Origin of the sequence: Phytohabitans kaempferiae (genome assembly GCF_042433955.1) — a bacterium.
Classification (GTDB): Bacteria; Actinomycetota; Actinomycetes; order Mycobacteriales; family Micromonosporaceae; genus Phytohabitans; species Phytohabitans kaempferiae.
Genome location: NZ_JBHLUH010000012.1, coordinates 293,270 through 315,019 on the forward strand (window position 1 = coordinate 293,270; position 21,750 = coordinate 315,019).

A 21,750-nucleotide genomic window follows, 5' to 3' on the forward strand; every position below is an offset into this window, starting at 1 on the left:
CCCGTACCGCCAGTCCCGACGGTGACACTGAGCCCGCCGGCACCGACCCCGCAGTTGCCGGCCTCGCCTGCGGTGGCCGCCTTGCCTGCGGGCCAGCCTGCCATCGAGGCTTCGCCTGCTCGTGCGCCTTCGGCGCCACAGTCCGCGGGGGCCGCCTCGCCTGCGGGCGCGTCCTCGGCTTCGCCCGGGGGCGCCTCCCGGGCCCTGCCCGCGGGCGCGTCCCCGACTCCGCCCGGCGGCGCCTCCCGGGCCCTGCCCGCGGGCGCGTCCCCGACTCCGCCCGGCGGCGCCTCCCGGGCCCTGCCCGCCGGCACCTCCCCGACTCCGCCCGGCGGCGCCTCCTCGGCCTCGTCCACCGGTGTGCCCCAGGCGAAGGCTTCACCTGTGGGCGACCCTTGGGCGGAGGCTTCGCCTGTGGGGCGAGGACGGCCTTCGGATCTGGGCCAGGCGTCGCCTCCCGGCGTGCCGACAGCGGCGCCATCAGCCATGCCTTCGGCAGCGCCGTCAAACGTGCCGGCGGCGCCGTCAGAGGTGCCTTCGGTGGAGGCTTCGCCTGCGCGCAAGTCGGTGGAGGCTTCGCCCGGGCGCGGGTCGGCTGAGGCTTCGTCGGAGTCTTCCGCCGCGGCGAAGCCGGTGGTCGTCCCTCGCGAGGCAGCGGCAGCCAACGAGACTGGGCCGGAGTCTGCCACGGCCGACCTGGACACACCTCAGCCCACCGCGACCGACCGCGACGCTCACGAGCCCAAGACAGCCAGCCGGGACGCTCACGGGGCCTCGGCGGCCGACCGCCACGATCACGAGCCCAAGACAGCCGACCTGGACGCTCACGGGGCCTCGGCGGCCGACCGCCACGCGACCCAGCCCGTCGCGGGCGACCGCAATGGCCGCAAGCCGGCCACGGCCGACCCGGAAGCCACGACAGACCCGGAAGCCACGACAGACCCAAATGCCACGCCGGACCCGGACGCCACGGCCGGCCTGGACGCCACAGCCGACCTGGACGCGCCTGAGCGCCCTGGGGCTGCCAAGCGCACACAGGCCGCCGAGCGCGCCGACGCCATCGAACGCGTGCGGCCGGCCAAGCCAGCGGCCGCCCAGCCGGTCGCGGCCCAGCCGGTCGCCGCCGAGGCCCTCCGCCCGGCCGCGCAGGAGGCCGAGGAGATCGACCTCATCGTCCAGCCGGACACCGAGCCCGTCCCGGCTCAGCCCGCCACCGCCGGCGCCGAGGCAGTCACCCAGCCCATCGCGGCACAACACGAGACACGCGAAGCCGTACCGGAGACGCGCGAGACGGTCCGCATCGCCGTACCCGAGCGCGCACCGGTCTCCGAGCCCGACGAGCGCCCCTTCTGGATGCCCGTACAGGAGATGCCCCGCGGCTCGCGTCGCCCGCCCGTGCGAGGACGCCCCGGCCGCCCGCCCAAGCCACCCCGCCGGCCGGCCACCGGGCTGATCGCGTTGCTGATATTCGCGCTGCTGGCGACCTTCTTCGCCTGGGTGAGCGCCGAGCCCCTGTGGCTGGCGGTCGGCCACGGCGACACCGGCACCGCCACGGTCACCGAGTGCACCGGCGACGGGGTGTCACAGCGGTGCCTGGGCGAGTTCACGGCGGCGGGCGGCGCCTTCACGGCCGAACGTGTGCGCCTGCTCGGCGTCGGCGACCAGGACCACGAGGGCGCCACCGTGGCCGCCAAGATGGTCGGCTCGGACAGCGGTCGCGCGTACGTCGACGCCGCCAGCACCGTGCTCCACCTACGCTGGGCCCTCGGCTTGGCGCTGGTGGTGCTCTGCGGCATCGGCATCGTGTGGGCCACCGGCGCGCTCCGCCTCGAAGACAGCCGCTCGCGCCGCCGTGCCGCCCTCGCCAGCCTCGCCGCTCCCCTGCTGGTGGCGGTCGCGTTCCTGGCGGCCACCTTCTAGATGATCTGATCCGAGGGCTGGCGTGTCACGACCCGGGAACGCCGCCCACGCCCAGCGCCGGCCAACCGCCAGCAAGCTACGGCGACGGAGCGTGTACCACCTCGTAAACCTCGCGGCGGCGCATGCCGTACTCCTCGGCGACGGCGGTGATGGCGTCGCGGCGGGAGGTACCCGCGGCCTCCAGGCTGGCGACCGCGGCCCGTAGGTCGCCGGCGGGCGGTGCGGTGCGGCTGGCTGGCGCGGCTCCGCCCACCACCAGGGTGATCTCGCCACGGGGCTGCTGCGCGGACGCCCAGCTCACGAGGTCGCCGAGAGGGCGGCGGAGCACCTCCTCGTACGTCTTCGTGAGTTCGCGACACGCCGCCGCCGGACGGTCGGCGCCGAACGCTTCGGCCAGGTCGGCCAGGCAGGCGGCGACGCGGTGGGGCGACTCGAAGAAGACCATCGTGCGGGGCTCGGCGGCCAGTTCGCGCAGGCGGGCGCGGCGGGCGCCGCCGCCGCGGGGGAGGAAGCCTTCGAAGCAGAAGCGGTCGGCGGGCAGCCCCGACAAGGCCAGTGCGGTCGTCACCGCGCTGGGGCCGGGCGCGGCGGTCACCGACACGCCGGCGTCGAGTGCCGCCCGCACCAAGCGGTAGCCGGGGTCGGAGACGCTCGGCATGCCGCCGTCGGTGATCAGCGCGACGACCGCACCCGCGGTGAGCGTGTCGACCAGATCGGGGGTACGGCGCTCCTCGTTGCCCTCGAAGTAGGAGACGATCCGGCCGGGGATGGTGATCTCGAGGTCACGCGCCAGCCGGGTGAGTCTGCGGGTGTCTTCGGCCGCCACCACGTCGGCGGCGGCTAGGGTCTCGCGCAGGCGGGCGGACGCGTCGGCTATGTTGCCGAGCGGTGCGCCAACCAGCACCAACCTGCCAGTATCGGACTTTTCACCCACAGCCAACGGCCTTTCATCGACGTTCATGACACCAACAGATGGGCAGTGCGCGCCAGATCACACTCCGGCAGCCTACGATCGCGGGGTGACTCCGGCGGCGACAGCGCAGACAGCCAGCCCCACGGCACCGGAGGCCGCCTCCGACGAGGCGACCGAGCCCACCGGTGCCGCAGCTCGTGGCGACGACAGATCCGAGAGCGAGCCGCAGCGTGCGGGCGTCGCCGACATCGTGCGGCGGCGGTTGCTGCCGTTCGACGCGCGGCTCGATCCGTACTCATGGGTCGCCACCGGTGTCATCGTGCTCATCGCCGGCATCCTGCGGCTGGTCAACCTCGACCGCCCCCGCGGCCTGATCTTCGACGAGGTCTACTACCCCACCGACGCCTGGGACATGTTGCAACACGGCGTGGAGTGGGACCCGGAGAGCAACGGCCCGGCCTACGTCGTGCATCCGCCGCTCGGCAAGTGGATGATCGCGATCGGCGAGCAGATCTTCGGGTACAACGAGTGGGGCTGGCGCATCTCCGGCGCGGTGATCGGCACGCTCTCCGTGCTGATCATGGTGCGGGTCGCCCGCCGCATGTTCCACTCGACGGTGTTGGGCTGCGCGGCCGGCCTGCTGATGGCGCTCGACGGGTTCCACCTCGTGCTCTCCCGCATCGCGCTGCTCGACATCTTCCTGATGTTCTTCATCGTCGCCGCGTTCGGCACCCTGGTGATGGACCGCGACTCCCGACGCGCCCGATGGCTACGCGCGCTGGAGGGTGGGCTCGACCCGACCGTGAGCGGGCGCGCCGGCCGCCTGCCGATACAGATCCCGTGGTGGCGCCTCGCCACCGCCGCGCTGCTCGGCTGCGCGATCGCGGTCAAGTGGAGCGCGGTGTGGTTCGTCTTCGCGTTCGCCCTCATGATCGTGCTGTGGGAGGCCGGCGCGCGCCGCTCGGCCGGCGCGCCGAGGCCGTGGCGCGACGCGTTCATCGGCGAGATCGGCTGGCTGGTGCTGTGCGGCGGGCTGATGGTCCTCACCTACCTGGCCACGTGGTCCGGCTGGTTCCTCACCGACGACGGATACTTCCGCCACTGGCGCGCCGACAACGGCATGTCCGAGGCACCGATCATCGGAGCCCTGCAAAACCTGTGGCACTACCACACCGAGGCACTCAGGTTCCACAGTGGACTTGACGACAAGCACCAGTACCAGTCGTGGCCCTGGCAGTGGCTGCTACTCGGCCGCCCGATCGCGTTCCACTGGTCCACCGAGGGCGCCTGCGGCGCGTCCAGCTGCGCCTCGCACATCCTGCTGCTCGGCACGCCGCTGCTGTGGTGGTCGTTCATCCCGGCGCTGATCGCGCTCGTCTGGTTCGGCATCGCCCGCCGCGACTGGCGCGCCGGCGCGATCCTGCTCTGCGTCGGCGCCGGCCTGCTGCCGTGGTTCTACTTCGCGCTCGAGGGCCGCACGATGTTCGCCTTCTACGCGCTGCCGGCCGAGCCCTTCCTGGTGCTGGCGGTGGTCTACGTGCTGGGCGCGATCATGACACCGGCCAGATCCCTGCTCTCCGCAGACGGCGGGGCGGCCCCCGAGTCGGGCGTCGACCGGCGGATGGTCGGCGCTGTGGTCGCGGGCGCCTACGTGCTCCTGGTCGCCGTCTGCTTCGCGTACTTCTATCCGATCTTCGTCGGGCAGGTCATCCCGTACGAAGACTGGTCCGCGCGGATGTGGCTAGGCGGTCGCTGGATCTGACGGCGGTGTCGTGCGCACAGGCAGCTCGACCAGCCCGTGCGTGCGAAACGTGGGCCGCCAGCGCAGCTCCTCCGCCGGCACCGCCAGCGCCAGGTCGGGTACCCGCCGCAGCAGCGTGCCGATCGCGATCTGCCCCTCCAGCCGGGCCAGTGGCGCGCCGAGGCAGTAGTGGATGCCGTGGCCGAGCGACAGGTGCGGGTTTTCCGACCGCGTGAGGTCGATCGCCTCCGGGTCGTCCCACCGCTCCGGGTCGCGGTTTGCCGCCGCCAGCCCCAGCAGCACGGTCTCGCCCTTGGGGATGGTCACCTCGCCGATCGTCACGTCTTCGGTCGGGAAGCGGCGGATCGAGACGGGCGCGGGCGGGTCGTACCGCATCAGTTCGTCCACCGCCGACGGCAGGAGCGCCGGGTCGGCACGCAGGGCCGCCGCCCGCTCGGGGTCGCGCAGCAGCGCCAGCATGCCGTTGCCGATCAGGTTGACCGTGTTTTCGTATCCGGCGAAGAGCACCAGGAACGCCAGCGACGTCAGCTCGTCTTCGGAGAGCCGGTCGCCCTCGTCGCGGGCGGCGATCATCGCGGAGAGCAGGTCGGTGCCGGGAGCCGCGCGCCGGTGGGCGATCAGCTCGGCGAGGAAGCGGTGGATCGACACGATCGCCGCGCCCGCCGACTCCCGTGAGCCGGTGACCATGTCGTTGGTCCAGCCCCGCAGGCGGGCGAGGTCTTCCAGCGACACGTCGAACATCTCGCCGATCACGCCGATCGGGAGCGGCTCGGCGTACACGGCGATGAGATCGACCGGGCCGCCCGACGGCAGCGCGTCGACAAGGTGGTCGGCGAGGCGCTGCACGCCCGGACGCATCTCCTCCACACGCCGAGGCGTGAAAGCCCGACTCACCAGCGAACGGATCCGCGTGTGCTGGGGCGGGTCCATGTTGAGCAGGTTGGCGTCGAGCGCGGGCGGCAGGCGGAAGCCGGCCCACCCCGTCGCGTGCCGCTTGTCGAGCGAGAGCCGGGGGTCGGCGAGCGCGGCCCGCACCTCGGCGTAGCGGGTCACCAGCCACACCGGCGACCCGTCCGGCAGCGTGGTGCGCCGCGCCGGTCCCACATGCTGGCTCACATCGCCACCTCGGTCTCCTCCGCGGGCAGGGCGTCCCGACCGGCCACAGCGGCGGCCACGACCGGCGAGCCGGCGTACGCCCGCGAGACGCGTACCAGACGGGCCACTTCCTGGGCCAGGTCGGCGCCCTCGTCGAGGCGGCCGGGCGGCGGCTCGTCACCACCCTCCTCCACGGTCGCGCGGGGCTCGCCGTGCGCGTACGCGTGCACCGCCCCGCGCAGCCGTGCCGCCTCCATCACCGCGGCCAGGTCGTCGGCGCGCAGCCCCAGCCGGGCACCGATCCGTCCGGCCCGGCCGGCGGCCGCCTCGTCGAGGTACGGGCGGAGGGCGAGCGAGCCGTCGTACAGCTCGATCACGCGCCGGTACAGGCGGCGGTCGAGGTCGCCCAGCGGAGTCGTGGCGGGCGGCTCCAGCGCGATCTGGGGCATCAGCCGGTGCAGGTCGGCCCAGAGCGGCTGGAGCTGGCGGTACTGCCGGCGGCGGCGCAGCCACCCCCGAAACTCCGACAGCCGCGGCCCCCACGCCGGCATGGTGAGCCCGAGGATGACGAGCAGCGCCCCGAGGCTGGCGGCCGGCGGCGCGATCGGCTCCCAGCGCCTGACGTCGGCGCCCATCTGCGCCCCGATCACGTCGGCGACACGCACAGCGGCGTACAGCAGCCCGCTCGCCGCCCCCACCGCCGTGGTGCGCAGCCCTCGCCGCAGCCACGAGCGGCCGGCGAGCCGCGAGTACGGCCAGCAGAGGCGCACCACGTCGACCATGCCGAGCGCGAACGCGGCCAGGTAGACCAGCAGGTACGCGGCGAAGACCGGGCGCCCGGCGTACGTGGCGACGAAGTCGGTCGTGCGCGGCTCGGTCGGACCGGCGGCGAGGAAGAGCGCCACCATCGCCACCGCCGTGACGGCGAGCAGGACGAGCCGCGCGCGGGCCCGGGGGCGGGCCGCCTCGGGCGGATTGACCCACCAGAGTACGAGCAGCTGCACCGTGCCGGAGAAGGCGACCACGCACAGGTGCGCCCAAAGCGCCGCGAGGTTGGCCACGCCGGTGGTGCGGTCGAGCCAGCTCCACACCGCCGGCGTCGACACGGTGAACGTGGAGGCGAGCAGTGCCAGCGCGCCACACACCGCGACCCGCGACGGGTTGCGCCCGCGGCGCAGGTCGCGGAGCTTGACCGCGAGGCCGATCCAGGCCACCGCCGCCAGCGCCGGATACAGCACCTCGTGCATTCGGTCTCCCCGATGCTTACGGTCGCAGTTACTTGGCGGGCTTGCGCCAACTCACTCCCCGGCTCACCCTAGTGAGCGCTCGATCCGGGCCACCACGTCCGCGGCATCCATGGGTACGTGCCAGGTGCGCTCCGGCGACCACGAATGTGCCTTCTGTAGGAGCAGGTCGGCGATGATCTCGGCCTCGGCCTCCTCGCGACGGTCGTAACCGGTGTCGCGGGCCAGTGCCCGCCGCACCATCGCGGGATCCAGAGTGGACAGCAGTGCCGGCGCGCCCTCGTCGTGGTCTTCGGCGTGGCCGGTGGTGTGGCCGGCGATCAGGTGGCCCACCTCGTGGGCGATGATGTGCTGCTGGTGGAGCGGGCGCGTGCCGCTGTCGTAGCAGAGGTAGTGCGCCCGGGTACCGCTGATCACGAGCCCCGACGGGCCGTCGGCCGGCATCGCGACCGGGAGCAGGTGGATCGGCTGGCCGATCCGGTCACCGACCACGCGGCACAGCGCCTCCGCGTCGAACGGCACCGGCACCTCGATGTCGCGCACGAGGCGGGCGCAGTGGCGGCGCAGCCGCCGCATGTCCTTGTCGTTGCCCTCGTCTCGACTCAGCCACGGGGTCACCGCTGTGCCTCCCGCGCGGGCTCCTCGCTCAGCCCCTCCAGCTCCAGGCAGCGGTCTACGACCTGCTGCACAAGCCGCTGGCTGGCCTCGGAGAGCCCGGCGCTCTCCAGCACGGTGCGCAACGCGACCCGCTTGGCGCCCAACTGCCGCAGGCTGGAGAGCAGCTCCAGGTCGCGGTCTGTGCGGCGGGTGACGGCCTCGTCGAAGAAGTAGGCCGGGGCGACGCCGAAGAACCCGGCGAGCGCCTGGAGGTGGCGCATCGTGGGGTTGGCGCGCTCGCCTCGGCGGAGCATCCACAGGTAGGTGGCGGACATGCTCTCGCCGCCGTCGCGGATGGCGGAGGCGACCTCCTCGTTGCTGTACGGCCCCCGGTCACGCGGATGGATCGTGCGGAAGAGCTGGTTGATCTTCTCGGCGAGGGTGCGCGGCTCATCTGGAGTCGTCACCGGGGATCACCTCCGATGGACCGGGCCGACCGGTGTGGACCAGGAGCCTGCCCCGGTCCACACCGGTGACCGCCGCCGACACGCGCCCTCGGCGCTCTTGCGAAGACGAGAGCGCCCCCCGTTATGGCCGGCGGTCCGGGACAAGCCTCGCGACCAAGGGGGCACAATGTCAACTCGCGTGAAAGAAACTCGACCAGAACGTTCATGTTAGTTGACACCGGGAATATCGGCGGGACAGCGACGGCGGGGACAAGGACAGGCCAGAGAGGTCTTGTGCCCGGCTATGCCCGAAATACCCAAGCTCAAGATCAAGGCGGAAAGTTAGGGCTGCACACAAAGAAGCGCGCCCCGATCGCCTGCCACGGGGGAAGCGGGCGATAGGGGCGCGCACCGGTCAGCTTAGTCACCCCGGATCAACCGCACAACGGGTCACGGCTGGTCAGATTTCTGACGCGACGACCATGATATCGACTACCTTCCCTGGATGCTCCGATCGCCGATCCCGGCATATCCGGAATGTGCAGATAAGAGGGAGGTTTGCTGACGTGCCCCCGAGCGGGCCGATCTCACTTCTCGGCAAGATCTTGAGGTTTCCCGTTCAGCCACCAGAGCGATGCACAGAATCGCGGCCATACGGACAGTAACCACATTCCAGGTCAAGCATCTCCCCTGCTCACGACGTTTCAACAACCGCGAATGGCGCCCCGCGCCACCGTCTCGCGCAATTCTCTGCCGCGATTTCCGGCCCATTGAAACGACCAGAAATGGACCTCGGCCGGTACTCGCTCTTTACCTCCGGCCGGAGTGCGCGCCGTCGGGGCCTCCGGACGGCGTGGTGCTCGGCGCCGCCCGCCCGCCCGCTAGTCTGCCGGGATGACGGCGGTGACCCGCTTGCGGGCGATCTGCATGGCGTTCCCCGAGGTGAGCGAGAGGCTCAGCCACGGCGCGCCGACCTGGTTCGTGCGCGGCAAGAAGACCTTCGTGACGCTGTGGGAGCACGGCCACCACGACAACGACTTCCCCCACCTGTGGTGCGCCGCGCCGGCGGGCGTGCAGGGCGAGCTGACCGCCGAGGCGAGGGAGCGCTTCTTCCGCCCGCCCTACGTGGGCCACCGCGGCTGGCTGGGCGTACGCCTCGACGGCGAGGTCGACTGGGCCGAGATCGCCGAGCTTTGCGAAGACGCCTACCGCACGATCGCGCCGGCGACGCTCGTCAAACGGCTGGACGCCTGACACCCCGCAGCGCGGACAGGCCCCACCCCGCCCCGACGAACGTGGTCGCCCCGGCGTTTGCGGGGAGTTTTCGGGGGGTGATTCAAATCGCATAGACAAACTTAAGGCCCTAACCAGCGTTTTTCCTGGTCAGGGCCTTAATTCTGTGGAGCTGAGGGGATTTGAACCCCATACACCCCGGCATCGCTTCAATGGGCACCTATCGGACGGATCACCCCTCCGACCAGGGCGAAGACGGTCAACGTTTGCCAACGTTGGTCATCGCTGGTCGCTCTCGGTTGGGCCGGATTTGGGCCGGACGATCTTGTCAAGAGGGCTGTCGGCGTGTCGGTAGCTCTCGGTACGTTGCCCGTACTGCTACCGTTTGGGGTAGCCAGTATTGGCTGTTGAGGGCAGTGCCGCCGGGCCGATGCCCCAGTAGCTGGTTCTCGTTAGAACGTCTTGAGCGCTTGGATGTTGGTGTAGGACACCCAAATGCACGTGGCATGTTCAAACGCTGTGCCAGATGTAACGCCTCGGTACGGTAGACTATCAATCTGTGGATCTTGAGGCCCTTGGGGGCAGTCCGGTTGGGCACCTTGTGCCGATCAGGGGCAATGATGCCCGTTTCGGCGAGTTTGACTACTTTGCGTTCAATCCTTATCCGTTGCCGTCAGATGTGAGCCTGTCTTCCCAAACATGGACGGCGGTGGCAGAGGCTGCGACTGCGCTAGGAAAACTCGACTTCGCATGCGCTCAGCTGCCCGATCCACGGCTCCTCATACGTCCCGCCCTTTGGAGAGAGGCGCTCGACACGTCGGCCCTTGAGGGCACTCATGGCGCCCTGCGTGATCTTCTAGAGGCCCAACTGCCCAGTACTCAATTCTTATCACCAGAGATAACAGAAATCCGAGCCTATGAGCGTGTGGCTCTTATGGCGTTTGAGTTAGTAAAGAATAGGCCGATCAGTCGGGGATTTCTGTGCGAATTACAAATGGAGCTTTTGAAAGACGCGGACACGCCACCGAGGGATCTAGGGCGTCTCCGGCAGGATCAAGTCTGGATTGGTGCGAGTGATCGCCCCATACAAGAAGCCCGCTTCGTTCCGGTGCCTCCTGACGATCGGCTGCACGCGGCGCTCGATGAGTGGGAAAATTGGGTGCAAAATCCGCTGGCAAACCTTCCTCCCGTCTTGCGTGCTGCTTTGATCCATTACCAATTCGAGACTATTCACCCCTTCGGGGACGGTAATGGTCGCATTGGTCGGCTCGTTGTTGTGCTTCAGCTTCTTCGAGATGGTGCGCTCAACTATCCTGCGCTTACCGTCTCTCCGTGGTTCCTTAGGCGACGCTCTGACTATCAGAATCATTTGCTGCTGGTTAGCTGCACCGGTGATTGGAATCCTTGGGCACAATTTTTCTGTCATGCGGTACGTGAACAGTGTGACTCGCTAATTACCAATGCGGGCTTGCTATTGGACTGGTTGCGTGAGGCGCGTAAAGCGGTCAACGACCGGCGGTGGTCCGGTGCAATCCATAACTTACTAGAGGACTTGATTGAGTGGCCGGTTGTCACGGCCGCTGTCGTCGCGGCTCGCTATAATGTCACAGCCATGCAAGCTGCAAGGATGATCAACCATCTTGTCGAGATTAAGGTATTGAACGAAATGACCGGCCGAAGCTATGGGCGTATCTTCGGCGCTACCAAGGTCATCGAGATTGTTGATCGGATGAGCGCCTAGGGTCTGTTCGCTGAGCAATCCATTTGACCGCCCGAACTAGCCTCCATCCCGTCTGCCGTCGACCCACCCACGGGGAGCAGACCAGGGCCAGGGCGCCAAGGTGGAGCGCCCTACTGGACGAACGACCTTGGCGCCCTGGCCCTGGTCTGCTCGGCTCTGCCTGGGTCGTCGGTGGACGGGATGGATCTTCAACCATCCTGGAGTCGGAGGCCCCCGCCGGAGGCACCTTTCTTCTAATGAGTCCGGCCGCAGGCCGGTCCTCCTCGTTCTTCTGCCCCGTGTGCTTGCCTGTTCTCAAGGCGGCCCGGGGCTTCTTGTCATGTGGGATGTTCGCGCCGCCGGCGGGGCTATCACCGCCGGGGTGCCGCCCCCGGCCAGCGACAGCTAGGGGGCGGCGGGGTCCCCGAGCGGCGCCCCTTGTGGGCGGCCCCTGGTCGGCGGCGCGAGCGGCCCGCGGAGGCGGGCCGCCTTGAACCCGTAAAGAAACTTCTCACAGACCGCGCGGGAGCTTGCACTGCTGGGACTTCAGAGACCTGTGGGGGTGATGCGGAAGTTGACATATTCAGATCTGCGCAACAACCCTTACCTGCATAGCAATCCGCTTGTCTTCGTATACGAAGAGACGTATGCTGGGTGTGGCCGGCTACCAGATATCGGCGAGAGGACTTAATATGCCGGAACCTGCCTACGTGACCATCGCGGGTGAGTACGCCCGCCGCATTCGTAGCGGCGATATCCCACCCCGGTCGCAACTACCCAGTTATGCCGAGATTGCGCAGCGAAATGGTGTCTCCGATATCGTTGTACGGAAGGCCATTGAGCTGCTTCAGGGTCAAGGATTGGTAAGGTCAGTTCGCCGTCGGGGGATCTTCGTGGCGGATCGCCCCACGCTTATTCGGGTATCACCTGAACGACAATTGCAGAGTCCGTCAGAGACTTTTCGTGATGAGTCGGAGTCTAGCGTTGAAATCCTTCGCGACATCGAGCAGATTCCTGCCCCGGAGGATCTAGCCGAAGCGTTCGACCTTTCGCCCGGAGATGTGATCACTCACGTCGTGACGAAGGTGTCGGAGGGTGGACAGCCCATTTCGATATCGGACACCTATCAACGACCTGAGGTACCCGATATCTCGGAAGCCGCATTTCTGGAGGAGACCATTTCTGACAGGCTTCCGACAGAAGTGCATTCGGCTTGGCTTCGTACGACACCAGGTGATTTGGTGAAGCATGTGCATCAAAGGTTTGTTGCCGCTGACGGGCACCTGGTCATGCTGTCCGACGTGTCGTATCCCCGTGACCGCTACGATGCCTTCATGTTCCGAATGACGCTTGACGTCGAGACAAACAGGTTAACGAATCAGTAGATTCTGTGTTCCTGGTGGAACTTACGAACGGCGGATCCATCCTTGTGCGGTATCCGCTAGGTTCCACCAGGACACGAACTGTTCGTCCACAGATTCAAGTTGCCAGCGATTGTCTAGAGCGTCAAAGAAGGTGTTGTTCGCGGTTTTGCCGCCCCTTGGTTCGCCGACATATATCAGATGCGCTCCGCCCGCTCGTTCGAATGAAGTAAGCGCTTCTGATGCCATTGGGTTGTCCCATCCAGGTGGCCAACAGAGGAACAACACTGAATCGGCGCTATTCTGCATACGGATATTGGCTTCGTCTGCATTGCCGACATGGTGCCAGACATCCGTCTGCCCAACTACACGGGGAAACGATTCGTTGTCGGCTCGATCGGGCGGCTCTACGTCGTAGGCGTCAACCCTGAGCCCGCTGTAGGAGAGTTGCGCCGCCCAGTAGCCCCGCCCGGCGCCAATCTCGATGAGCGGTTTGCCCTCGCAGAACCGAGCTGCCCAGCCGATGGTTTCCGGTGAGGGGATCGCGTACGCGTAGCCTGCCTGTAGCACGGTCTGTGCGTAGGCCAGTCGAGCGCTGCCCTGCGGCCTCCCGCCGTTAGCGACCCGTCTTCCGCCTTCTGTGGTGACGGCGGGCGCAACGATGTCCCAGTACGGGTTGTCGCTCGTCAACTTGCCGCCGGTCATATAGTTCAGCATTCGGAAGTCGAATGCGCGATCCGCTTCATCGTCACCGGTGCCCGCCAGACCCGGCGCGGTGTTCAGATACTCCGCGACCTGCGGGTACTCGGCCTCTAGCCTGCGCTCATCGCTAAGCAGCTCAACGAGCTGCGCTCGTCGTTCAGGTGTGAGGACGAGTCGGGTCATACCGAGATTCTGCCCGAGTGCTCCCCTGCCGTAGGTGCTGGACACCCCGGAAGATGCGGGTCCGCAAACTTGCCCTTGTGCGTATACGAAGTTACGTATACGATGGTGGCATGGGCCGCAACTGCGGCACTAGATCGGGCAGTCGCTCATGGTGGGCGCGCCCCTGTCTTTTGGAGTGATGCCATGCGTCTGTTGGTGAACACCGCGAACGTGCAGTTCACGGCTACGACGGTCCCGGGTCCGAAGGTGGACAACACGGGGAAGCAGAAGTTCGACCGGGTGACGAACCTTCCGATGTGGACGGTTCAGGTGATGGCTCTGGATGACCAGGGCGGCGAGATGTTGAACGTCACGGTGGTTTCCGAGGTCAAGCCGGATGTCGTCGTGGGTCAGCTCGTCGTGCCGGTCGATCTGGAGGCGCTGCCCTGGGTGTCGGACCGGGACGGGAAGGTCCGTTCCGGTGTGGCCTTCCGCGCTTCGGCGCTGCGGGTGCTGACCCCGGCCGGCTGAGTCCTGCTGTTTGACACGTACGTGTCAGCGTTTCATCGCGTGAACGGACACGGGGTCGCCTTCGGTTGGCGTCGTCTGCGAACCCCGGGTCCGTCCACCAACAGCCTCTACATCCCTGTTGAATGGGAGAGATCTGCCGTGTTCAAGTTTAACGGCTCGAAGTCGAACGGCTCGTCTGGTCGTTCTCCTCTGAACGTGATTCCTCGTGGCGGGTCCGTCACCATTGTCGAGTCCGGAGTTGCCCGGTCGTTCGTGCGCCGGGCTGTTATCGCGTTCTTCGTGGTGACCGCTGTTGTTGGCCTGTTGTCGGCCACGGTCGCCTCCCACTACATGCACCCGATCCTCGGCGCTATCGTCGGCGTCTTCATCGGCGGCTTGGTCGGCGCCCTCGTCGGTGCGTTCGTCATCGCCTGGCCGGTCCTGCGTGTGCTGTGGCACTGGGCTGCGGAAATCGGCCTCGGTCTGGGCCTCGTCTACGGCTGGGTCTGGCTGATGACCGCCACTCATGTGGTGGTGTCGCTGCTGGTCGTGGTCCTGGTCGTGGGTGTGCCCGCGACGGTCGGCCCGATCCGCCGCCAGGTGACCGCCTGGTCGTGGTGCCTGATCGTCCGGCACCGGCTCCGGCTGTGCTTCGCCCGGCTGATCCGTACCGACCGGGACGGCACCCTGCCGCTGATCCTGCTGGCCCGACCGACCCCGGTCGGCGAACGGGTCTGGGTGTGGCTACGCCCCGGCCTGTCCATCCACGACCTGGAGCAAGAGGGTCAGATGGCTCGCCTCGCGGTGGCCTGCTGGGCCAACGAAGTTCGCGTCGAACGCGCCTCCCGTAGTCGGGCCGCGCTGGTCCGGGTGGACATCACCCGCCGCGAAACCCTTACCGAGCACATCGGTTCCCCGCTACCGGGCCTGCTGCCCAAGGACGTCCCGACCATCCCGGTCTCACCCGCCACGCCACCGCTCGGCGGCCTGGACCTGGCCGACGTCCTCAACGACGACCTCGTAACCGCCTCAGCGGACACCTCTACCTCGCGCAAACCGCGCAACCCCCGCAACAGCAACACCCCTTCGGAGCCAGACAACTCCGAGTACGCCTAACCACATAGATAGAGGCCGGCACGGGACCTTCGTCCCCATAGGACACCAACGGTCCCGTGCCCCCTCCCTGCCCTTGGGAGCAACCCGTGAATCCGACAATTTCGGATCGGGTGCCCGCTGGACTGCTGTCCATGTTCGACCCGATCTATTTCGGCATCGATGAATTCGGCCACCCGGTCCACGTACCAATGATGTACCGCAACATCCTGATCGGCGGCGAACCCGGCTCTGGCAAGTCCAGCCTCCTCAACACGATCGTCGGACACGCCGCACTGTGCCCCGACACCCGGTTGTGCCTGCTGGACGGCAAACAGGTCGAGCTTGGCCTGTGGGAACACTGCGCCGACGTGTTCGTCGGACCGGACATCCACCTGGCCATCCGCACCCTGCTACGGGTGCAGAAGGTCATGGACAACCGGTACGCATACCTGAAGGCGCACCGCCGTCGTAAGGTCCGCCCCAACGACGTCTTCGGCCAACTGTTGGTCGCCTGCGACGAGATCGCCTACTTCTCCGCCACTGCCGGAGACAAGAAAGACCAGGAACTGTTCTCCGCGCTGCTACGCGACATCGTCTCGCGTGGCCGCGCTGTCGGCATCATCGTTGCCGCCGCCACCCAACGACCCTCATCCGACATTATTCCGCCGTCTCTACGCGACCTGTTCGCCTGGCGGTTCGCCGGCCGCACCACCAACGACGTCTCTTCCGACATCATCCTCGGCCACGGCTGGCACGCACGCGGCTTCACCGCGAACTCCATCGCTACCGACAACCAGGGCGAAGGCTTCCTCATCGCCGAAGGCGGCACCCCGAAACGCGTCAAGGCCGCCTACCTCACCGATGCCGACATCATCCGCATCGCCGACTACGCCACCTACCTCCGCCACCCCGACAGCACCACCACCCCGACCACCGCGCCCGAAACGGAGAAGGTCGCATGACCACCACCACGACCACCCGCCGCCTGCACGTGCGCCCCATCGACACCGACCGGCTGCGGGACTTCGCCACTCACCTGCGGACCGTGCTGAGCACCTACAACCGCAACACCGGCCGCGTCCTGGCCGTCCACTGCCCCACCTGCCGGCACTGGGTCAAGCCCCGCCACTACCTCGTCACCGCCGGCACCTGCCGCCGCTGCGCCCGCAACCGTGACACCGCCGCCTACCAGACGGCGCGAGACCGCATCCGCCACCGGCACTGACTCTGCCGGCCGCACTCGTACTCCATATCCACATAGGACAACCGGCGAACCGGAACCAAGCCCTAGCAAGCAACGCCCGGTCCGCCGGCCCCGACCAACGCCCACGAAAGGACGTGGCCACCATGAACCCTACCCAAAACCCGCCCACCGCGCCCGCACTGCCGGAGGACGTGACTCCGGCTGACGTGCTGCGCTGCGCCGCGATCTACATCCGCCTTCACGGCTGGCACCAGGGCGACCTCTACCCCAACGAGGACGTGCGGCGCCGCGAGCTGCTGACCACACCGCCCGCCTGCGCCTACGGCGCTATCGGCATGGCCGTCTTCGGCCGCCCTCTCCCGATCGCCACCCACCAGACCAGCCCGGACTACAACCGGCTGTTCACCCGCGCGTGCGCCGCTCTGGACGACTACCTCACCGACGCGCACCCGAACGTCACCCATAACGAGTACGGCGAAGAGATCTTCTACGGCACCTTCGGTGATGCCTGGAACGACCAGGACGGCCGCACGGTCGACAACGTCACCTACGCCCTCGACGCCGCCGCCGGCTACTACGACACCACCCACACCCCCGCCGGAGGTGCCCGATGACCACCCCGGTTTTGACCCCGGTCCCGGCCGACGCCAACCCGGCGGTCGTTCTCCGCGCCGCCGCCGACTACATCGACCAGCACGGCTGGCTCAAAGGTGCTCTCTACCCCGAGGGCTACACGTCCTGCCCGCCGGCGTGTGTGACCGGCGCTATCCGGATCGTCGTCTGCGGCCGTCCCAGCCCGGACGCCAAGGACCGCAGCAAGAACCAGACCACCCGCATCCTGGTCGCCGAACGGGTCTTCGCCGCCCACCTGGGCCACACCTTCGACCCGGACCAGACCCGACGCATCCGCCTGGCGATCGAGACCTGGAACGACCGCGCCTGGCGCTCGGTCATCGACGTCACCAACGAACTCCGCGCCGCCGCCACCGCCTACGACGACACCAACGGCGGTGCCCGATGACCGCTGTCGCCACCCCTGACGTGACACGTACGTGTCAAAACCCGAACCCGTTCACCACCGCCGCGCTGGTCGCGGCACTCGAATCCGCGTGGGCTGCGATCCGCGATCGGCATGCCGAGGTGCCCGCGGCTGTCATCGTGGTCGGTGCCGGTACGACCGGCAAAGCCTCCCAGTACCTCAAGTACGGGCACTTCGCGAACCTGCGCTGGCAGCACGGCGATACCCAACTCCCTGAAGTCCTCGTATCGGGTGAGGGTTTGTCCCGTAGCCCGGAAGAGGTCTTCACCACCCTGTTGCATGAGGCCACTCACGGCCTGGCCGCCGCCCGCGACATTCAAGACACCTCACGTCAGGGGCGCTGGCACAACAAACACTTCGCGAAACTCGCCGCCGAGCTGGGCCTGACCGCCACCAAGGACGACAAGCTCGGCTTCTCGCCCTGCACCCTCAACCCGGACACCATCACCCACTACCAGCCGGTCATTGGCCAGCTGGGTGAGGCGTTGGGCGCGTTCCGCCACCCCGAACCCGTGGGGGCCAAGAAGGGGCGGACGAACAACAACAACCCGATCCCGTGCGAATGCGAATGTCCTCGCAAGATCCGGATCGCTCCGACCGTTCTGGAAGAAGGCCCGGTCGGCTGCGGCGTCTGCCGCACCTGGTTCCTCCCGGAAGAGGAGGACCGCGAGGAGTACACGGCCGCGAACCCGTTCCCCGGCACCGACACCATCCCGGGCGAGACCGGGGTGTCCGATGAGGAGGACCCGATGGTCGTCTTCTACGACCCCACCGGCGTCAAGTACGGCCGACCCACCTACCCCTACAAGATGGCCCCGGACGGTCTGGCGACCGTGCGGCAGCTTCGTCAACGCGGTTTGCGTCCTGGTGGGCAGGACATCGCCGCGCAAATCCTGTGGCGTCGCGGTAACCGCCGCGCCTACCTCTACCGCATCGACCTCGCCGTCCCGAAACGGACGGCCACCCCGGCGCAACTCGCCGCCGTCCAACGCGCCCTGCTCGCGCGTCGTACCTGCCCGTCCTGCACCGAGGTTCGGGACTACTACATCCCCCGCCGTACCGGCGCCTGCCTGACCTGTGAACCGGAGGTACACCCATGAACACCGACGTCCTCATCCTTCTGGCCATCCTCGCCGGCGTCTACCTGTTCTGCCTCCTGCTGGCGAGACTGCCATGAACCTTCACCGCTGCCTGCTCTGCGTGGACGGCATGATGCCCGCCGGCATCCACCCCGTCTTCGGACCCGTCTACCGCATCTGCCCGTGCTGCCACACCCTCTGTCTGAGCTGTGACGGCCGGGCTGTCTTCCCGGCCAGCGGCGGCTACGCCTCCGAACTGCTGTTCACCGCGCTCTACACGCTCGGCTACGACACCGACTGCTGCCGCGCCTGCCTCGGCATCACCAACCTGTGGCCACCGGACACCGATCTGGCGACCGTGCCGCAGCTTCCCGACATCACCGTCTACATCCCCACCCACCGTCAGCCGTCCACACAGGACAACGACGCGGACACCATCCACCGCGCGGAGAAGGTGCTGCGCACCATCGCTGACCGCTACTACGCCGACTGCCAAACCTACGCACACAGCTACGTCAACAACCGGACCGTCATCCGCGCCCGGATGAACGCCACCGCCGCTATCGGCGACATGCTCGCCGACGCACTCGGCATCGCGGCCCCCGACTGGGAAGCCATGCGCGAACTCGCCACCGATCACCCCGACCCCGGGGTGAGCCCATGACCGCCAACCGCTGGATCGGCGCCTCCCACGTCCTCGGACGAGACGTGTCCACCGACGAGCCGTACCCGCACATCTGCGGCAACACCACCAACGGGCCCATGACAGCCCGCCTCACCTTCTACCTCCCACGCAAGAGCTGCGCCGCCTGCGCACACGAAGCCTTCGCCAGCAAACAGCGCTCTGGCCCCACCGTCGAGAAAGGACGCTGACATGTACCGCTACTTCATCTCCTTCGCCAACCAGGCCCCCAACGGAGCCCTCGCCTTCGGCAACCTCGACGTCACCCTGCACCAGCCCATCCGCTCGATCGAGGACGTCAACCACACCCTCGTACACCTGATCCGCGAGCAGGGCTTCCACAACGTCACCGTCCTGTCCTTCTCCACCTACCACAAGGACACCCCGCCCGCCTCCGCGCCCGCCCGGCGTGACCAGCCGTCCCGGAGGCACCACCATGGCCGCTAACACCACATCTGCCCGCAAGGCAACCGGTCGTCTCTGGGCCTACATCGGCCTCATCCTCGGCGGACTCGGCTCTATCGCCGCGAACATCGCCCACTCCTTCATCAAGCCTGACGACGTCCCGGCTGACTGGTCTCCTGAGCCTGGCGCGGTCATCTCGGCCATGATCTGGCCCGTCTTCCTGTTCATCGCGATCGAAATCCTCGCCCGCACGCCATGGCCAACCGGCGTCTCGTGGGTGCTGCTGCGCTGGATCGGGCTCCCGCCCGTCGCCCTGGTCGCCGCGATCGTCTCCTACCGGCACCTGTCCGGCCTACTCGACCACTACGGGGAGGAAACCCTCACCGTCTGGATCGGCCCACTCGCTGTCGATGGGCTCATGCTCATGGCCACCGCCGCACTCCTGGCAACCGGTAAGCGTCACACCCGGCCCAACCCTGTCACGGCACCTACGCCGGCCACCGTAGCCCCCGCACCGTCTGTTGACACCGCACCGGCAACGGTCCGCCCGGCCGCCGAACTCATGACACCGGCCACCACGACGACGCACCCGGAACCCGCCAACCCGGCCACCGCCGCGAGCATCCCGCCCGCACCGGCAGCACCCGAACCGACCCCGACACCCGAGGAACCACCCCGCCCCAAGGTCGAGCAACCGGCCAGCGTTCCGGCCGCGAGCACGACTGCGGCTACCGGCACGGCAAGCACGGTCACGGCGGCACTGCTGCCCCGCGCACGTCGGCAAGCCGAAGCGTACGAGCAAGAACACGGCGAACCCATCACCGCAGGTCCCCTCGCCGTCCGGCTGGGAGTACCCACCAAAACCGCCAGAGACGTCCTGGACGTCCTCTACCCCGAACCAACCGTCAACACCGGTGCCCACAACGGCACCACGATCGGAGCCACCAGGTGAGCGTATCGACGCTTCCTCTCGTACCCGAAACCCCCAAGGTTTCGGGCACGGGAGCATCCGCCGAAACCTGGCCCTGGTCTGTAACCCGTCCCGTCGACCCCCGCGCCGGCTACGTCCACGGCCATTCCCCGGCCACCGTCGCCACCGCCTTCGCCCGCGGTTCTGATCCTGACTACCCGGACTGGCTCCGTCACGTCCAGGGCGTGGGGGAATGCCGGCGGCCGATCCGCCTGTCCGGACAGATCCACGTCAACAACCCCGCCGGTGAGCGGATGGCCACCTTCGACACCGCCGACATGCCCGACGGCGTCATCTACACCCCGTGCGGCAACCGCCGCGCCTCCGTCTGCCCGTCCTGCTCCGAGGTCTACCGCCGCGACACCTACCACCTCATCAAAGCCGGCCTGACCGGTGACCGGTGGGGCATCCCACCCCTGCACGACCACATCGCCATCTTCCTCACCGCCACCGCCCCCTCCTTCGGCCCGGTGCACCGCAGGGTGGTCGACGTCCACGCCGCCGACTGCCGAAACAAAGACGGCTGTACCTGCCGGGCTTCGGTCTGCCACCCGTTCGGCCGCGCCTGCCCCCACGGCCTCGAGCAGCGTTGCCGGGAACGCCATTCGGCTGCTGACTCGCGGATCGGGCAACCGCTGTGCCTGGACTGCTACGACTACAACGCCCACGCCGTCTGGCACCACGAAGCCCCCGAACTGTGGCGCCGCACCATGATCCGATTCGACCGCAACCTCGACCGACTCGGCCGCACCCACGGTGTCGAACTACGCCGCAAGTACGCCAAGGTCTACGAATTCCAACACCGAGGCGCCATCCACTACCACGCCGTCATCCGCCTCGACGGCCGTAACCCCGACTGCCCCGACGCCATCGTGGCCCCACCGCCGGTCATCACCCGGGCCATGTTCGAAACCGCCATCCGGGACGCGTTCGCCACCACCACCCACACGTCGGCGCCGCACCCAGCCAACCCCGAAGGCTGGCCCATCACCTGGGGCGCCAAAGGCCTGGACGTCAAACACGTCAACGCCCCCGGCGGCCCCACCATCGACCTCAACCACCTCGCCGGCTACATCGCCAAATACGTCACCAAATCCACCGAGGCAACCGGACGCATCTTCACCCGCCTCGACGAACTCACCATCGACCTGCACGCCACACCAGACACCCACCTCGGCCGACTCATCCGCGCCTGCTGGACCCTCGGCGAAACCGAAGGCTGGCACCGCCTCCGCCGCTACGCCCACCAATACGGCTACGGCGGCCACATCACCACCAAGAGCCGGGGCTTCTCCGTCACCTACGGCTTCCAACGCGCGCAGCGCGCCATCTGGCGCCGCACCCAAGGCCACCCCGAAACCTGGGACGACCAACAAGCCGAACTCGTCATCACCGAACTCGGCTACCACGCCACCGGCTGGATCACCACCGGCGACGCCCTCCTGGCCCGCACCGCCGCCGCCCAAGCCCGCACCTACCACCAAGCCGGCCTCGACGCCCTCACCGACGAGGCCACCAACCCCGCCACCCCGGCCCCACCTCACGCCGCTTGACACGTACGTGTCAACGCACCCGCACCTTGACAACTCCACAGAGGAACCTTCACCCCGC

General features: G+C 67.9%; 23 protein-coding genes. 17 read left to right on the forward strand and 6 right to left on the reverse strand.

The window, feature by feature from the left end:
- The first annotated feature begins 540 nt into the window (after window positions 1-540).
- A complete protein-coding gene (locus tag ACFFIA_RS10995) occupies window positions 541-1,920 on the forward strand; it encodes a hypothetical protein (RefSeq protein WP_377249398.1) in 1,380 nt (459 codons plus the stop codon).
- 76 nt (window positions 1,921-1,996) lie between these two features.
- Here the strand turns inward: ACFFIA_RS10995 and rsmI are convergent, their stop codons facing one another.
- Window positions 1,997-2,854, reverse strand: a complete 858-nt coding sequence (gene rsmI / locus ACFFIA_RS11000; RefSeq protein ID WP_377249400.1) for a 16S rRNA (cytidine(1402)-2'-O)-methyltransferase — start codon at window positions 2,852-2,854, stop codon at window positions 1,997-1,999.
- Between the two features lie 25 nt (window positions 2,855-2,879).
- Between rsmI and ACFFIA_RS11005 the strand changes: the two genes are divergently transcribed.
- Window positions 2,880-4,595 (forward strand): dolichyl-phosphate-mannose--protein mannosyltransferase, encoded by a 1,716-nt coding sequence (locus ACFFIA_RS11005; protein ID WP_377249402.1) that lies wholly within the window; start codon window positions 2,880-2,882, stop codon window positions 4,593-4,595.
- On the opposite strand, the gene ACFFIA_RS11010 is transcribed toward ACFFIA_RS11005, so the two are convergent.
- The 4 genes from ACFFIA_RS11010 to ACFFIA_RS11025 all read right to left on the reverse strand — a co-directional run bounded on the left by ACFFIA_RS11010 (window position 4,575) and on the right by ACFFIA_RS11025 (window position 7,998).
- A complete protein-coding gene (locus ACFFIA_RS11010) occupies window positions 4,575-5,711 on the reverse strand; it encodes a cytochrome P450 family protein (protein WP_377249404.1) in 1,137 nt (378 codons plus the stop codon). The two genes, ACFFIA_RS11005 and ACFFIA_RS11010, sit on opposite strands and share 21 nt — an antisense overlap.
- Window positions 5,708-6,937: an MAB_1171c family putative transporter gene (locus ACFFIA_RS11015; RefSeq protein WP_377249406.1), complete on the reverse strand. Its 1,230-nt coding sequence runs from the start codon at window positions 6,935-6,937 to the stop codon at window positions 5,708-5,710. The genes ACFFIA_RS11010 and ACFFIA_RS11015 overlap by 4 nt, the downstream gene beginning before the upstream one ends.
- A 63-nt stretch (window positions 6,938-7,000) precedes the next feature.
- Window positions 7,001-7,552 carry a hypothetical protein gene (locus ACFFIA_RS11020; protein ID WP_377249408.1) on the reverse strand — a complete coding sequence of 184 codons (552 nt, stop codon included), beginning with the start codon at window positions 7,550-7,552 and terminating at the stop codon, window positions 7,001-7,003.
- On the reverse strand, window positions 7,549-7,998 hold the full coding sequence (locus ACFFIA_RS11025) for an XRE family transcriptional regulator (protein WP_377249410.1): 450 nt from the start codon (window positions 7,996-7,998) through the stop codon (window positions 7,549-7,551). The genes ACFFIA_RS11020 and ACFFIA_RS11025 overlap by 4 nt, the downstream gene beginning before the upstream one ends.
- An 873-nt stretch (window positions 7,999-8,871) precedes the next feature.
- On the opposite strand from ACFFIA_RS11025, the gene ACFFIA_RS11030 reads away from it, so the two are divergent.
- The 3 genes from ACFFIA_RS11030 to ACFFIA_RS11040 all read left to right on the forward strand — a co-directional run bounded on the left by ACFFIA_RS11030 (window position 8,872) and on the right by ACFFIA_RS11040 (window position 12,315).
- Complete coding sequence (locus ACFFIA_RS11030) at window positions 8,872-9,231, forward strand: MmcQ/YjbR family DNA-binding protein (RefSeq protein WP_377249412.1); 360 nt, start codon at window positions 8,872-8,874, stop codon at window positions 9,229-9,231.
- Between the two features lie 538 nt (window positions 9,232-9,769).
- Window positions 9,770-10,951: a Fic family protein gene (locus tag ACFFIA_RS11035; RefSeq protein ID WP_377249414.1), complete on the forward strand. Its 1,182-nt coding sequence runs from the start codon at window positions 9,770-9,772 to the stop codon at window positions 10,949-10,951.
- A 626-nt stretch (window positions 10,952-11,577) separates the two neighbouring features.
- Complete coding sequence (locus ACFFIA_RS11040) at window positions 11,578-12,315, forward strand: GntR family transcriptional regulator (protein ID WP_377249416.1); 738 nt, start codon at window positions 11,578-11,580, stop codon at window positions 12,313-12,315.
- A 21-nt stretch (window positions 12,316-12,336) separates the two neighbouring features.
- On the opposite strand, the gene ACFFIA_RS11045 is transcribed toward ACFFIA_RS11040, so the two are convergent.
- Window positions 12,337-13,176 carry a hypothetical protein gene (locus ACFFIA_RS11045; protein ID WP_377249418.1) on the reverse strand — a complete coding sequence of 280 codons (840 nt, stop codon included), beginning with the start codon at window positions 13,174-13,176 and terminating at the stop codon, window positions 12,337-12,339.
- 183 nt (window positions 13,177-13,359) lie between these two features.
- Here ACFFIA_RS11045 and ACFFIA_RS11050 point away from each other — a divergent pair, with 183 nt between their 5' ends.
- From ACFFIA_RS11050 to ACFFIA_RS11105, 12 genes are all read left to right on the forward strand, one after another.
- Window positions 13,360-13,686 carry a hypothetical protein gene (locus tag ACFFIA_RS11050; RefSeq protein WP_377249420.1) on the forward strand — a complete coding sequence of 109 codons (327 nt, stop codon included), beginning with the start codon at window positions 13,360-13,362 and terminating at the stop codon, window positions 13,684-13,686.
- A gap of 39 nt (window positions 13,687-13,725) precedes the next feature.
- Complete coding sequence (locus tag ACFFIA_RS11055; RefSeq protein WP_377249422.1) at window positions 13,726-14,781, forward strand: hypothetical protein; 1,056 nt, start codon at window positions 13,726-13,728, stop codon at window positions 14,779-14,781.
- 131 nt (window positions 14,782-14,912) lie between these two features.
- On the forward strand, window positions 14,913-15,722 hold the full coding sequence (locus ACFFIA_RS11060; protein WP_377249424.1) for an FtsK/SpoIIIE domain-containing protein: 810 nt from the start codon (window positions 14,913-14,915) through the stop codon (window positions 15,720-15,722).
- Window positions 15,719-15,985 carry a hypothetical protein gene (locus ACFFIA_RS11065; protein WP_377249426.1) on the forward strand — a complete coding sequence of 89 codons (267 nt, stop codon included), beginning with the start codon at window positions 15,719-15,721 and terminating at the stop codon, window positions 15,983-15,985. The genes ACFFIA_RS11060 and ACFFIA_RS11065 overlap by 4 nt, the downstream gene beginning before the upstream one ends.
- Before the next feature lie 122 nt (window positions 15,986-16,107).
- Window positions 16,108-16,578 carry a DUF6197 family protein gene (locus tag ACFFIA_RS11070; RefSeq protein ID WP_377249428.1) on the forward strand — a complete coding sequence of 157 codons (471 nt, stop codon included), beginning with the start codon at window positions 16,108-16,110 and terminating at the stop codon, window positions 16,576-16,578.
- Window positions 16,575-16,985, forward strand: a complete 411-nt coding sequence (locus ACFFIA_RS11075) for a DUF6197 family protein (protein WP_377249430.1) — start codon at window positions 16,575-16,577, stop codon at window positions 16,983-16,985. Before ACFFIA_RS11070 ends, ACFFIA_RS11075 begins: the two co-directional genes overlap by 4 nt.
- Window positions 16,986-17,752: 767 nt before the next feature.
- Entirely contained in the window at window positions 17,753-18,103 is a 351-nt protein-coding gene (locus ACFFIA_RS11080) for an RRQRL motif-containing zinc-binding protein (RefSeq protein WP_377249746.1), read from the forward strand.
- 73 nt (window positions 18,104-18,176) lie between these two features.
- Entirely contained in the window at window positions 18,177-18,746 is a 570-nt protein-coding gene (locus ACFFIA_RS11085; protein ID WP_377249432.1) for a hypothetical protein, read from the forward strand.
- Window positions 18,743-18,955 (forward strand): hypothetical protein, encoded by a 213-nt coding sequence (locus tag ACFFIA_RS11090; protein WP_377249434.1) that lies wholly within the window; start codon window positions 18,743-18,745, stop codon window positions 18,953-18,955. Before ACFFIA_RS11085 ends, ACFFIA_RS11090 begins: the two co-directional genes overlap by 4 nt.
- Window position 18,956: 1 nt before the next feature.
- Window positions 18,957-19,211 (forward strand): hypothetical protein, encoded by a 255-nt coding sequence (locus tag ACFFIA_RS11095; RefSeq protein WP_377249436.1) that lies wholly within the window; start codon window positions 18,957-18,959, stop codon window positions 19,209-19,211.
- Entirely contained in the window at window positions 19,201-20,121 is a 921-nt protein-coding gene (locus tag ACFFIA_RS11100; protein ID WP_377249438.1) for a DUF2637 domain-containing protein, read from the forward strand. The genes ACFFIA_RS11095 and ACFFIA_RS11100 overlap by 11 nt, the downstream gene beginning before the upstream one ends.
- On the forward strand, window positions 20,118-21,692 hold the full coding sequence (locus tag ACFFIA_RS11105) for a replication initiator (protein WP_377249440.1): 1,575 nt from the start codon (window positions 20,118-20,120) through the stop codon (window positions 21,690-21,692). Before ACFFIA_RS11100 ends, ACFFIA_RS11105 begins: the two co-directional genes overlap by 4 nt.
- Window positions 21,693-21,750 lie beyond the last annotated feature (58 nt).

Bases quoted from the DNA above. Each gene is read 5' to 3' on its own strand.
- ACFFIA_RS11005 (WP_377249402.1), top strand. From the start codon at position 2,880: ATGACACCAACAGATGGGCAGTGCGCGCCAGATCACACTCCGGCAGCC.
- ACFFIA_RS11015 (WP_377249406.1), bottom strand. From the start codon at position 6,937: ATGCACGAGGTGCTGTATCCGGCGCTGGCGGCGGTGGCCTGGATCGGC.
- ACFFIA_RS11030 (WP_377249412.1), top strand. From the start codon at position 8,872: ATGACGGCGGTGACCCGCTTGCGGGCGATCTGCATGGCGTTCCCCGAG.
- ACFFIA_RS11040 (WP_377249416.1), top strand. From the start codon at position 11,578: ATGCTGGGTGTGGCCGGCTACCAGATATCGGCGAGAGGACTTAATATG.
- ACFFIA_RS11045 (WP_377249418.1), bottom strand. From the start codon at position 13,176: ATGACCCGACTCGTCCTCACACCTGAACGACGAGCGCAGCTCGTTGAG.
- ACFFIA_RS11050 (WP_377249420.1), top strand. From the start codon at position 13,360: ATGCGTCTGTTGGTGAACACCGCGAACGTGCAGTTCACGGCTACGACG.
- ACFFIA_RS11060 (WP_377249424.1), top strand. From the start codon at position 14,913: ATGTTCGACCCGATCTATTTCGGCATCGATGAATTCGGCCACCCGGTC.
- ACFFIA_RS11065 (WP_377249426.1), top strand. From the start codon at position 15,719: ATGACCACCACCACGACCACCCGCCGCCTGCACGTGCGCCCCATCGAC.
- ACFFIA_RS11070 (WP_377249428.1), top strand. From the start codon at position 16,108: ATGAACCCTACCCAAAACCCGCCCACCGCGCCCGCACTGCCGGAGGAC.
- ACFFIA_RS11075 (WP_377249430.1), top strand. From the start codon at position 16,575: ATGACCACCCCGGTTTTGACCCCGGTCCCGGCCGACGCCAACCCGGCG.
- ACFFIA_RS11080 (WP_377249746.1), top strand. From the start codon at position 17,753: ATGGTCGTCTTCTACGACCCCACCGGCGTCAAGTACGGCCGACCCACC.
- ACFFIA_RS11085 (WP_377249432.1), top strand. From the start codon at position 18,177: ATGAACCTTCACCGCTGCCTGCTCTGCGTGGACGGCATGATGCCCGCC.
- ACFFIA_RS11090 (WP_377249434.1), top strand. From the start codon at position 18,743: ATGACCGCCAACCGCTGGATCGGCGCCTCCCACGTCCTCGGACGAGAC.
- ACFFIA_RS11095 (WP_377249436.1), top strand. From the start codon at position 18,957: ATGTACCGCTACTTCATCTCCTTCGCCAACCAGGCCCCCAACGGAGCC.
- ACFFIA_RS11100 (WP_377249438.1), top strand. From the start codon at position 19,201: ATGGCCGCTAACACCACATCTGCCCGCAAGGCAACCGGTCGTCTCTGG.